10 protein-coding genes are annotated in these 12445 nt (G+C 72.3%); all 10 read right to left on the bottom strand.

Going from position 1 to position 12445, the window contains the following annotated elements:
• Positions 1–438, bottom strand: a 438-nt coding sequence (locus AB0O00_RS18320) for a polyphenol oxidase family protein (RefSeq protein WP_363652957.1), incomplete at its 3' end; no start/stop codon positions are given.
• Complete coding sequence (gene ftsZ, locus AB0O00_RS18315; protein ID WP_363652955.1) at positions 435–1658, bottom strand: cell division protein FtsZ; 1224 nt, start codon at positions 1656–1658, stop codon at positions 435–437. The genes AB0O00_RS18320 and ftsZ, both read right to left, overlap by 4 nt.
• 362 nt (positions 1659–2020) lie before the next feature.
• The gene (locus AB0O00_RS18310) at positions 2021–2797 is read right to left on the bottom strand and encodes an FtsQ-type POTRA domain-containing protein (RefSeq protein WP_363652953.1); all 777 of its coding nucleotides are present in this window, start codon (positions 2795–2797) and stop codon (positions 2021–2023) included.
• On the bottom strand, positions 2790–3896 hold the full coding sequence (gene murG / locus AB0O00_RS18305) for an undecaprenyldiphospho-muramoylpentapeptide beta-N-acetylglucosaminyltransferase (RefSeq protein WP_363652951.1): 1107 nt from the start codon (positions 3894–3896) through the stop codon (positions 2790–2792). Before murG ends, AB0O00_RS18310 begins: the two co-directional genes overlap by 8 nt.
• Positions 3897–3902: 6 nt before the next feature.
• Positions 3903–5168, bottom strand: coding sequence for a putative lipid II flippase FtsW (ftsW, locus tag AB0O00_RS18300; RefSeq protein WP_363652959.1), 1266 nt, complete (start codon positions 5166–5168; stop codon positions 3903–3905).
• Positions 5169–5317: 149 nt separating this feature from the next.
• Positions 5318–6751, bottom strand: coding sequence for a UDP-N-acetylmuramoyl-L-alanine--D-glutamate ligase (gene murD / locus AB0O00_RS18295; protein WP_363652949.1), 1434 nt, complete (start codon positions 6749–6751; stop codon positions 5318–5320).
• Positions 6748–7809, bottom strand: coding sequence for a phospho-N-acetylmuramoyl-pentapeptide-transferase (gene mraY / locus AB0O00_RS18290; protein ID WP_363652947.1), 1062 nt, complete (start codon positions 7807–7809; stop codon positions 6748–6750). The genes murD and mraY overlap by 4 nt, the downstream gene beginning before the upstream one ends.
• Entirely contained in the window at positions 7809–9212 is a 1404-nt protein-coding gene (gene murF, locus AB0O00_RS18285; protein ID WP_363652945.1) for a UDP-N-acetylmuramoyl-tripeptide--D-alanyl-D-alanine ligase, read from the bottom strand. Before murF ends, mraY begins: the two co-directional genes overlap by 1 nt.
• Entirely contained in the window at positions 9209–10537 is a 1329-nt protein-coding gene (locus AB0O00_RS18280) for a UDP-N-acetylmuramoyl-L-alanyl-D-glutamate--2,6-diaminopimelate ligase (protein WP_363652943.1), read from the bottom strand. The genes murF and AB0O00_RS18280 overlap by 4 nt, the downstream gene beginning before the upstream one ends.
• Positions 10538–10543: 6 nt before the next feature.
• Positions 10544–12445: penicillin-binding protein 2 (locus AB0O00_RS18275; protein WP_363652941.1), on the bottom strand; the 1902-nt coding region annotated here is incomplete at its 5' end.

Raw genomic sequence — 12445 nt, 5'->3', positions numbered from 1 at the left:
GGGCTCGGCGCCCAGCTCCGTCACCGCCCGGACGACCGCCGGCACCACCCCGGCCGCGAGGCCGGGCCGTCCGGCGTGGGCCGCGCCCACCACGCCCGCCACCGGGTCGGCCAGCAGCACCGGCGTACAGTCGGCGGTCAGCACCGCGAGCGCGAGCGGCCGGTCGGTGACCACCGCGTCGACCGTCGGGGCCTGCCCCATCGGCTGCCGCTCCGTCACCACGGCCACGTCGGCGCCGTGCACCTGGTTCATCCAGACCACGTCGGCCGGGTTCAGCCCCACCTCGCGGGCCGCGAGCGCCCGGTTCTCCCGGACGGCCTCCGGGTCGTCCCCGACCGCGCCGCCGAGGTTCAGCTCCCCGTACGGCGAAGTGCTCACCCCGCCCCACCTGTCGGTGAAGGCGAAGTGAGCACCGTCGCGTACCGCGTGATCGATCACTTAAGGAAGTCCGGCACGTCGAGTTCCTCGGCCGGGCTCTCCACGAACGGCTGGCGGGCCGGCTGCACCTGCGGCGGCACCGGGGCCGCCGTCGCGGTGGCCGGGGTCTCGGCCGAGCGGGCCGGCGCGGACGAGTCGCCCTCGGAGCGGGACGTCACCGAGCCGATGCCCCCGTACGACGGCCGGGAGGCCGGGCGCTCCGGGGCGGCCGGCGGCGTGGCCGGGGTGGCGGGGGTGGACTTGACGACCGGGTCGCGGACGATGGCCGGCGGCTGTCCGCCGTCGAAGCCGGCCGCGATGACGGTGACCCGCACCTCGTCGCCGAGGGCGTCGTCGATGACCGCACCGAAGATGATGTTGGCCTCGGGGTGCGCGGCCTCGCTGACCAGCTGGGCCGACTCGTTGATCTCGAACAGACCGAGGTCCGAGCCGCCGGAGATGGAGAGCAGGACGCCGCGGGCGCCGTCGATCGAGGCCTCCAGCAGCGGCGAGGAGATCGCCATCACGGCCGCCGCCTTGGCGCGGTCCTCACCACGGGCCGAGCCGATGCCCATGAGCGCCGAGCCGGCGTCCGACATGACGGACTTGACGTCGGCGAAGTCGAGGTTGATCAGACCCGGGGTGGTGATCAGGTCGGTGATGCCCTGGACGCCGGAGAGCAGGACCTGGTCGGCCGAGCGGAACGCGTCGAGCACGCTGACCTGGCGGTCCGAGATGGACAGCAGCCGGTCGTTGGGGATGACGATGAGGGTGTCGACCTCTTCGCGCAGGCTCGCGATGCCGTCCTCGGCCTGGTTCGCACGCCGCCGGCCCTCGAAGGTGAAGGGGCGGGTGACCACGCCGATGGTGAGCGCGCCGAGCGAGCGGGCGATGTTGGCGACGACGGGCGCGCCGCCCGTGCCCGTGCCACCGCCCTCGCCCGCGGTGACGAAGACCATGTCGGCCCCCTTGAGGACCTCCTCGATCTCCTCGCGGTGGTCCTCGGCGGCCTTGCGGCCGACCTCGGGGTTGGCGCCGGCGCCGAGGCCCCGGGTGAGTTCACGGCCCACATCGAGCTTGACGTCGGCGTCGCTCATGAGGAGGGCCTGCGCATCGGTGTTGATCGCGATGAACTCGACGCCCTTGAGACCGACCTCGATCATCCGGTTGATGGCGTTGACACCACCGCCGCCGATACCGACGACCTTGATGACTGCGAGGTAGTTCTGCGGTGCTGCCACGTCGAAGGCCTCTCGCCTCGAATTTCCGGGTCGGCGTGGCCCGATGAGAGCCGTACCGACGGATGTCGATGGGTAGGGAGCCTGGTTTCTGACGCAATGTCCGAAATGCCGACCGCCGACCCCAACCCTAAACTTGACCTTTAGGGTTAGTCCTGTGCCTCCGTCACATCACCAGGGGGCACAGTCTGGTGACACAGGACACTAGGTGGCTCCGGGCACGCGTTTCAACGAACACGCCGAGCTTCCCTTTTTCTTTTGAGCCTATGTGATCATCGACCGGCATATGAAACCGGGGTGACCACCAAGGGTCGGGCCGACACTCCAAGGCGTCAACCCCACCCCCAGGCAAAGAACCTACCGGATCATCCGGACACCGCCGGCGCGTCCGGTGCACTCACGTCGTAGTTCGTGCCCTTCTGAGCCAGCAGGGCCACCAGGACCCGGGCTTTCCTGTCGTTTTGCTCCGGACTCCCCCAGCGCACCGTCGCACCCCCGCTGAGCTGCAGCTCGATGTCGTCGTACGAGTGCACGAGCAGGGCGCCCGCGCGCTGCGCGACATCGGACGGCAGCCCGGCGGCCACCGCCACCGCACCCTGCACCAGCTGCGGACGGGAGATCACCCCGTCGGCGTCCTTCGCCTGCTGACTGAGCCGCAGCTCCACCACCGGCACCCCCGCGGGCGGGGCCGCCTCGGTGGCGAAGCTCACTCCGGCGGCGTCCATCTGGGTGAACTGACCGTCGTCGCCCTTGACCGCGGCCACCGCCTTGCGCTGGGTCACCTTCACCTGGAGGGTGTGCGGCCAGCCCCGCCAGACCTCGGCACCGGCCACCCGCGGGATCGCCTCGATCCGCCGCTGGGCGGCGTCCAGGTCCACCCGGGCCAGCGGGCCGTCGCCGAGCCCGCCGATCGCCGCGCGGACCTGGTCCGCCGTCAGCTTGTCGTCGGTGGCCCCCTGAACGGCGACGTCCCGGACGTCCAGCAGCGAGGAGAAGAAGACCACCCAGGCCAGCACGCCGACCACCGCGGCACCGAGCACGCCCAGCACCACGAAGCCCCGGCGGGAGAGCCGGAGCCGGGGAGCGTGCTCCTCGGCCTCCAGCTCCTCCTCCAGGGGGTCGGCGAGCCGGCCGTCAACCACGGCGGCGACCGCCGCGGGCGGCCTCGATGGCCTCGTAGACCATGCCGACCAGCAGGTCGTCCGCGTCCCGGCGGCCGAACTCGGCGGCGGCCCGGCTCATGTCCCACAGCTTCTGCGGGTCGGTGAGGACGGGCAGCACGTTCTGCAGCACCCAGTCCGGGGTCAGCTCGGCGTCGTCCACCAGCAGGCCGCCGCCCGCCTTGACCATCGGCTGGGCGTTCAGCCGCTGCTCGCCGTTGCCGATGGGCAGCGGGACGAACGCGGCGGGCAGCCCGACGGCCGCGAGCTCGGCCACCGTCATGGCGCCGGCCCGGCAGAGCATCAGGTCGGCCGCGGCGTAGGCGAGGTCCATCCGGTCGACGTACGGCACCGGGCGGTACGGCGGCATCCCCGGGATGTCGTTGACCTGCGGCAGCTCGTTCTTCGGGCCGACGGCGTGCAGGATCTGCACCCCGTACTGCTGCAGGCGCGGGGCGATCGCGGTGATGGTCTCGTTGAGCCGGCGCGCGCCCTGGGAGCCGCCGGAGACGAGCAGGGTGGGCAGCCGCTGGTCGAGGCCGAAGTACTGCCGGGCCTCCGGGCGGGCCGCGTTGCGGTCCAGGGTCGCGATCGTGCGGCGCAGCGGGATCCCGATGTACCGGGAGTCGCGCAGCTTGCTGTCCGGGGTGGAGACGGCGACGAAGTCGGAGTAGCGGGCGCCGATCTTGTTGGCCAGGCCCGGGCGGGCGTTGGCCTCGTGCACCACGATCGGCACGCCGGCGCGCTTGGCGGCCAGGTAGGCGGGCATCGCCACGTAGCCGCCGAAGCCGACCACGCAGTCGGCGTTGACCCGCTCGATGATCTCCTGGGCGGCCCGGACGGTGCCGCGCAGCCGGCCCGGGACGGTGATCAGCTCGGGGGTGGGCTTGCGGGGCAGCGGGACGGCCGGGATGAGCTCCAGCTGGTAGCCGCGCTCGGGCACCAGCCGGGTCTCCAGACCGCGCTCGGTGCCCAGGGCGGTGATCCCGATGGACGGGTCGTGCCTGCGGAGGGCGTCCGCGAGGGCCATGGCCGGCTCGATGTGACCGGCGGTCCCCCCGCCGGCGAGTACGACATGCACCGAAATTCACCGCTCCCTGCGCGTCGGCCCGGGGACCGGGCGCGCTGTGGTTCGTCGTCGTGGCAGCACCCGGGCCAGTCGTCTCCTGATCCGGGAGTTCTTGCTCCGGGCGGCCAGGGCCGCCTTCGCGCCGGAGGTGCTGCGTGCCAGGCAGAGCAGCACCCCGATCGCGCACATGGCCGACAGCATGGCGGAACCGCCGTAGGAGAACAGCGGGAGCGGGACGCCCGCGATCGGCAGCAGTCCCAGTGCCGACCCCAGGTTGATCACGGCCTGGGCCATGATCCACGTGGTGGCGGCTCCCGCGGCGTACCTGACGAAGGGGTCCTTCGTACCGATGGCCACACGGATACCCGCGTAGCCTAGTGCCGCGAAGAGACCGATCACCGACAGCGTCCCCACCAGACCGAGTTCCTCGCCGGTCGCGGCGAAGATGAAGTCGGTGTGCGCCTCGGGCAGCTGGCCCCACTTCTCGACGCCGGCGCCGAGGCCGGTGCCGAAGCCGCCGCCGAGGGCGAAGGAGTAGACGCCGTGCAGGGCCTGGAAGCAGGCTCCGTCCGGGTCGAGCTTGGTGATCCCGATGCAGCCGAGGCGTTCGGCCCGGTGCGGGACGGTGACCACCAGCGCGGTGCAGACGACGACGGCCACGCCGAGGGTGGCCACGAACAGCCGCAGCGGTGCGCCGACCATCCAGAGCAGCGCGAACAGCATGGCCACCAGGATCATCGAGGTGCCCATGTCGCCGCCGAGCATGATCAGCGCGAGCAGCAGCAGGGCGCCCGGGACGAGCGGCACGAGCAGGTGCTTCCAGGAGCTGAGGGTGCCGGCCTTCTGCTTGCGGGCGAGCAGGTCGGCGCCCCAGAGCACGAGCGCGAACTTGGCGAACTCGGAGGGCTGGAACTGGAAGAAGCCGAAGTCCAGCCAGTTCTGGTTGCCGTTGATCCGCACCCCGATGCCGGGCACGGCGACCAGCGCGAGGGCGCCGATCACGCCGAACATCACCGGGTAGACGACGACCCGCAGCACCGCCACCGGGACGGCGGCGATGCCGGCCAGCATGACGAGGCCGAGGATGGCCGCGATCAGCTGTTTGAGGAAGTAGTACTGCGCGGTGTGGTGCTGGTTCAGGGCCAGGATCTGCGAGGCCGAGAAGACCATCATGAGGCCGAGCACGACCAGCAGCAGCGTGGTGCCGACGATCAGCAGGTACGGCGTCAGCGGCCGGTCCAGCCAGTACCGCACCCGGGCGCGCAGGACGCTCAGGCGGCCCAGCGGACCGGCCGACTTGTACTTCGTGGTGGTGGCGGAGATCACGCGCCACGGATCGGCCGGGGCCTGCTCCCGCACGCCCGGATCCGCCTTGCCCTGCCCCGCCAACTCCCCGCTCGCTCTCTTCGTACGGACGCCCTCGCCGGGCCCGGCTACCCGTCCGCCAGACCCCGGACGGAGTCGGCGAAGAGGTCGCCGCGCTCGCCGTAGTTGGTGAACATGTCCATCGACGCGCAGGCCGGGGCCAGGAGCACCGTGTCACCCGGCTGGGCGAGCGACGCGGCCGTCCGGACGACCTCGGCCATCGCCACCGCGCCAGTCTGGCCCTCGGCCGCCTCGATCACCGGGACATCCGGCGCGTGTCGGGCGAGCGCCTCCCTGATCAGGGCGCGGTCCTCGCCGATGAGCACGGCGGCCCGCAGCCGCTCGGCCGCGCCCTGGACGAGGTCGTCGAAGGTCGCGCCCTTGGCGAGGCCGCCGGCGATCCAGACGATCGGCCGGTAAGCGGCCAGCGAGGCCGCGGCGGCGTGGGTGTTGGTGGCCTTGGAGTCGTCGATGTAGGTGACCCCGTCGACCACGGCGACCTCGGCGATCCGGTGGGCGTCCGGGCGGAAGGCCCGCAGGCCCTCCCGGACGGCCTTCGGCTCGACCCCGTAGGCCCGCGCCAGCGCCGCCGCCGCGAGGGCGTTGGTGATGTTGTGCGGGGCCGGCGGGTTGACGTCCTCGACGGCGCCCAGTTCGGCGGCGTTCTTGGCCCGGTCGGGCACGAACGCGCGGTCGACCAGCAGCCCGTCCACGACGCCGAAGTTCGACGGGCCGGGCGCGCCGAGGCCGAAGCCGATCGCCCGGCAGCCCTCCTCGACGTCGGCCTCGCGGACCAGCTCCTCGGTGGCCGGGTCGGCCAGGTTGTACACGCACGCGACGACGTTGCCCTCGTAGATCCGGCCCTTGTCGGCGGCGTACGCCTCCATCGAGCCGTGCCAGTCGAGGTGGTCGGGCGCCAGGTTGAGCACGGCCGCCGAGTGCGGGCGCAGCGAGGGCGCCCAGTGCAGCTGGTAGCTGGAGAGCTCGACCGCGAGGACGTCGTACGGCTCCTCGGCGAGCACCGCGTCCAGCACCGAGACGCCGACGTTGCCGACGGCGGCGGTGCGCTTGCCGGCCGCGGTCAGGATCGAGGCGAGCATCTGGACGGTGGTGGTCTTGCCGTTGGTGCCGGTGACGGCCAGCCAGGGGGCGGGCTCGCCGGTGGCGGGCAGCGGCTTGCGCAGGCGCCAGGCGAGTTCGACGTCGCCCCAGACCTCGACGCCGGCCTCGTCGGCGGCGGCGAACAGCGGGCTGCTCGGCGGCCAGCCGGGCGAGGTGACGATCAGCCGGGTGCCTTCGGGCAGGCCGGCGCCGTCGCCGAGGCGCACGGTGATGCCCTGGGCCTCCAGCTCGGCGGCGCGGGCCTGCAGGCCCTCGCCGCTGCCGCCGTCGACCACGGTGACGCGGGCGCCGAGGCCGTGCAGGACGCGGGCGGCGCTGATGCCCGAGACGCCGAGCCCGGCGACGACGACGGGCAGGTCCTGCCACTCCACACCGGTCATCCGGTCACCCATCCCGCGTAGAAGAGGCCGAGGCCGACGGCGACGCAGAGGCCCTGGATGATCCAGAAGCGGACCACGATCAGGACTTCGGTCCAGCCCTTGAGTTCGAAGTGGTGCTGCAGCGGTGCCATCTTGAAGACGCGCTTGCCGGTCATCCGGAAGGAGCCGACCTGGATGATCACCGACAGGGTGATGATCACGTAGAGGCCGCCGAGCAGCGCGACCAGGAACTCGGTGCGCGAGCAGATGGCCAGGCCGGCCAGGGCGCCGCCGAGGGCGAGCGAGCCGGTGTCACCCATGAAGATCTTGGCGGGCGAGGTGTTCCACCACAGGAAGCCGAAGCAGGAGCCCATCAGGGCGGAGGCGACGACCGCGAGGTCCAGTGGGTCGCGTACGTCGTAGCAGTTGGCGGTCGCGGTGATCGCGTAGGCGCAGCTCTGGGTGTACTCCCAGATGCCGATGAAGGTGTAGGCGCCGAAGACCATGACCGACGCGCCGGTGGCGAGGCCGTCCAGGCCGTCCGTCAGGTTCACGCCGTTCGACATCGCCGCGATCATGAAGTACGCGAAGATGACGAACAGGACCGGGCCGATCGCCCACTTGAAGTCCCGGACGAAGGACAGGCTCTGGGACGCCGGGGCGAGCCCGCGGTCGTCCTTGAACTGCAGCGCCAGCACCGCGAAGCCGAGGCCGACGATGGACTGGCCGGCCAGCTTCGCCTTGGCCCGCAGGCCGAGCGAGCGGCGCTTGACGACCTTGATGTAGTCGTCCAGGAAGCCGACCAGGCCGAGGCCTGCGGTCAGGAAGAGCACCAGCAGCCCGGAGACGGTCGGGCTCTCGCCCGTTATCGCCTTGGTGGCGAAGTAGGCGATGAGCGTCGCCAGGATGAAGGCGATGCCGCCCATGGTGGGCGTGCCCTTCTTGCTGTGGTGCGCCTTGGGGCCGTCGTCGCGGATGTACTGGCCGTAGCCGTGCTTGGCGAGCAGCTTGATCAGCGCCGGGGTGCCCAGCAGCGACAGGACCAGGCCGATCATGCCGGAGAAGAGGATCTGCTTCATCACTGGGCAGCACCGTCCGCGAGGAGCGCCTCGGCCACCTTCTCCAGCCCCACCGAACGGGACGCCTTCACCAGGACCACATCCCCCGGCCGCAGCTGACTGCGCAGCAGTTCGACCGCCGCGTCCGCGTCGGACACCAGCACCGACTCCTCACCCCACGAACCTTCGTTCCTCGCGCCCAGTTCCATGCAGGCCGCCTCGCGTCCGCCGACCGCCACGAACTTGGTGACGTCCAGCCGCACCGCGAGCCGCCCGATGGCGTCGTGCTCGGCCAGGCTGTCCTCGCCGAGCTCCCGCATCTCGCCGAGCACCGCCCAGGTGCGGCGGCGCTCCGGGCCGCGGCCCCCCATCGAGACCAGCGCCCGCAGCGCGGCCCGCATCGAGTCGGGGTTCGCGTTGTAGGCGTCGTTGACGACGGTGACACCATCGGCCCGGTCGACGACCTCCATGCGCCAGCGGGACAGCGCACCCGCCTCGCCCAGGGCTGCCGCGGTGTCGTCGACGGACATCCCGAGCTCCACCGCCACCGCGGCGGCGGCGAGGGCGTTCGAGACGTGGTGCTCACCGTACAGGCGCAGCTGTACGGGCGCGGAACCGGCCGGGGTGGTGAGCGTGAACGATGGCCGTCCGGTGGCGTCCAGGCGAACGTCGGTGGCCCGGACGTGGGCGTCGGGGGACTCGCCGAACAGGACGACCCTGGCCTTGGTCCTGGCCGCCATCGCGCGGACCAGCCGGTCGTCCGCGTTGAGGATCGCGGCGCCGTCCGCGGGCAGTGCCTCGACCAGTTCGCCCTTGGCCTCGGCGATCCGCTCCTGCGAGCCGAACTCGCCGACGTGCGCGGTGCCGACGTTCAGCACCACGCCGATCCGGGGCGGGGTGATGGAGGTGAGGTACTCGATGTCGCCCTTGTGCCGGGCGCCCATCTCCATGACCAGGTGCCGGGTGCCGGGCTCGACCCGCAGCGCGGTCATCGGGTGGCCGATCTCGTTGTTGAGCGAGCCGGGCGGGTAGACGGTGTCGCCGAGGCGCTGGAGCAGCTGGGCGATCAGGTCCTTGGTGCTGGTCTTGCCGGCCGAGCCGGTCAGCGCGACCACGGTGGTGGACTCCGCGCGGGCCACGACGGCGCGGGCCAGCTTGCCGAGGGCGTCCACGACGCTGTCGACCAGGACGGCGGGCACGCCGACCGGGCGGGAGGCCAGCACCGCGACGGCGCCGGCCCCGACGGCGGTGGCCGCGTAGTCGTGGCCGTCCACGTACTCGCCGACGAAGGCCGCGAACAGGCCGCCGGGGACGACCTTCCGGGAGTCGACCTCGACCGGGCCGGTCACCGGGGTGCCGGGGTCGGCGCCGTCCAGGGTGCCTCCGACGGCTGCGGCCACCTCGGCGAGGGTCAGTGCGATCACTGCTGCTCTACTCCTCGGTCGCCCCGGGCGGCCGCGGTCTGCGCGACGGAGTTCCGTTTGATCTCGTCGTGCAGCACCTCCCGGTCGTCGAAGGGGCGGATCTCGTCTCGTACGTACTGGCCAAGTTCATGGCCCTTGCCGGCCACCAGCACGGTGTCGCCCGCGTGCGCGCGGGCCACCGCGAGGCGGATCGCCTCGGCCCGGTCGGGGACGACCAGGACGTCGCCGCGCTCGGCCTCGGGCACCGCGGCGGCGCCACCGAGCATGCTGGCGAGGATCGCCAGCGGGTCCTCGCTGCGCGGGTTGTCGCTGGTCAGCAGGGCGGTGTCGGCGAGCCGGGCGGCGATGTCGCCCATCGGGCCGCGCTTGTGCGGGTCGCGGTCGCCGCCGCAGCCGACGACGACGTGCAGCCGGCCCTTGGTGACCTCGCGCAGCGAACCGAGGACGGCCCGCAGGGCGTCCGGCTTGTGCGCGTAGTCCACGACGGCGACGAACGGCTGTCCGGCGTCCACCCGCTCCAGCCGGCCGGGCACGCCGGGCACCGCGGCGACGCCCGCGACGGCCCGGTCCAGCGGCAGCCCGGCGGAGACCAGGACGGTGATCGCGGCGAGCGCGTTGGCCACGTTGAACGGTCCCGGCAGCGGCACGGAGGCGTCGGCCTCGGCGCCGTCCGGGCCCAGCACGCGGAAGGTGGAGCCGACCGGGCCGAGCTGGACGTCGACCGCGCGCCAGTCGGCCCCGGCGGCGCCGGCGGCGGAGAAGGTGGCCACCGGGATCTCGGCCTCGGCGGCCAGCCGGCGGCCGTACTCGTCGTCGACGTTGACCACGCCGCGGCGGGACTTGCCGGGCTGGAAGAGCCTGGCCTTCGCCTGGAAGTAGTCCTCCATGTCGGGGTGGAAGTCGAGGTGCTCCGGCGTGAGGTTGTTGAACAGGGCGACGTCGTACGTCACCCCGTCGGTGCGGCCGAAGACGAGGGCGTGGCTGGAGACCTCCATGGTCACCGCGTCGGCGCCGCGCTCGGCCATCACGCCGAGGATCGCGTGCAGGTCGGTGGCCTCGGGGGTGGTCCGCTCGCTCTTGATCCGCTCGGTGCCGACCCGCATCTCGACGGTGCCGATCACCCCGGGGCTGCGGCCGGCGCCGCGCAGGCCGCCCTCGACCAGGTAGGACGTGGTGGTCTTGCCGTTGGTGCCGGTCAGGCCGAGCATCAGCAGCCGCTCGGACGGGTGTCCGTAGACGATCGCGGCCAGCTCGCCCATCCGGGCCCGCGGCCGGTCGACGACCAGCAGCGGCAGGCCGGCCGGCGCGGCCAGCTCGTTGCTCATGCTCGTTCACGGCTTCCAGTCGACGGGCAGGTTGGGCGCCTCGCTGTTGCTCGGCGGGACCTGGAGGGTCTTGAGGGTGAACTCCATCACCTGCTTGAACACCGGGCCGCACAGCTGACCGCCGAAGTGGCCGTTGACCGGGCCCTGGAGGGTACAGGAGACGGTGACCCGGGGGGCCTCGGCCGGGGCGAAGCCGATGAAGGAGGCGGTGTAGCCGTCGTAGCCGACGCCGTTGGCCGCGCCCCGGTTCGCGGTGCCGGTCTTGCCGGCGACGCGGTAGCCGGGGATGGCGGCCTTGCCGCCGGTGCCCTGCTCGTCGTCGACGACCGACTCCAGCATCTGGGTGAGGGTCTTGGCGGTCTGGTCGCCGACCACGCGGGTCTGCTCGCCCGGCGGGGTCGGGGTGTACTTGCCGTCCGGGCTGGTGACGCCCTGGACGATGCTGGGCGCCACCCGGACGCCGCCGTTGGCGATGGTCGAGTACACCGAGGTGGCCTGCAGCGCGTTCATCTGCAGCGGGCCCTGGCCGAAGGAGATGTTGTACTTCTCCGAGGCGACCAGGTCCTCCGGCTTCTTGAGCTTGCCGGCCGTCTCGCCGGGGAAGTTCAGCCCGGTCGGCTTCGCCACGCCGAACTTGCGCATGTAGCCGTCGAGCACCTGGTTGGCCTTCAGCTGGTCGCCGTCGCCGAGGGTCTCGATCGCCTCGATGGTGCCGATGTTGGAGGACTTCGCGAGCACCCCGGCCAGGGTCAGGTACCAGTCGCCGTGGTCGATGTCGTCCTTGAACTGCTGCCCGGCGCGGACCAGCCGGTTGGGGACGGTGACCTTGGTGTCCCAGGCGGCCTTGCCGGAGTCCAGGACGGCGGCCATGCTCATCAGCTTCGCGGTGCTGCCCGGTTCGTACGCGTCGACCAGGGCGGCGTTGCCGAGCTGGGACTGCTTGGCGGTGCTCAGGTCGTTCGGGTTGAAGCCGGGCGCGGTGGCCATCGCGAGGACCTGGCCGGTCTTCACGTCCTGGACGACGACGTAGCCCTTCTCGGCCCCGGAGTTGGCCACCTGGTCGGTGATCGCCCGCTGGGCGGCCCACTGGATGTCGCGGTTGATGGTCAGCTTGACGTCGCTGCCGGGCACGGCGGGCTCCAGCGAGCCCCCGGCGGTGGGCACCAGCCGGCCGCCCGCCTGGGCGTAGCTGTTGTGGCCGTCCTTGCCCGCCAGGAGCTTCTGGTACTGCAGCTCCAGGCCGCCCGCGCCCTGCCCCTCGCCGTTGACGAAGCCGACCAGGTTGGCGGCCAGGCCGTCGGACGGGTAGACCCGCTTCTGCGTCTCCTGGTTGAGCACGCCGGCCAGCGGGTTGGCGCACTCGTTGTCGACCCGGGTGCGTCCGCCCTGGTCGGCGGGCTTGCCGAGCTGCCGCTTCTGGGCCTGGCAGGCGCGCGAGCCGGCCTGCTTCTCCAGGTTCGCCTTGAGCTCGCTGATCTGGCTCTTGGCGCTCGGGGTCTGCGCGGCGGCGAGCCGCTTGTACCGGCTCTTGGGGGTGTGCAGGTCGGCGGCGATCTTCTCCTTGGGCACACCGATGATCGGCGACAGCAGCGCCGCCGCCTGCTCGGGAGCGTCCGGGACGCCGGTGGCCTCCGGGGTGAACATCGCCGGGTCGGCGGTGATGTCGTACGCGTCGACGGTGGCGGCCAGGGCGACGCCGTCGGCGGACGTTATCGAGCCGCGCTCGGCGGTGATCGGGACGTTGAGGTAGCGGTTGGTGTTGGCGTCGGCGGCCAGCGCGTCGGCGTCCAGCAGCTGCAACTGGACGAGCCGGCCCGCGAAGACCGAGAACACCAGCGACAGCACGACGGTGATCGCCCGCAGCCGGCGCTTGGGCTCGGCCAGCTTGAGCGCCTTGGGGCGCTGCGG

This window comes from Kitasatospora sp. NPDC093558, assembly GCF_040683475.1.
Lineage (GTDB): Bacteria > Actinomycetota > Actinomycetes > Streptomycetales > Streptomycetaceae > Kitasatospora.
Note: the sequence above shows the minus strand (reverse complement) of the source record. Positions and strands in the feature narration are given on the sequence as shown.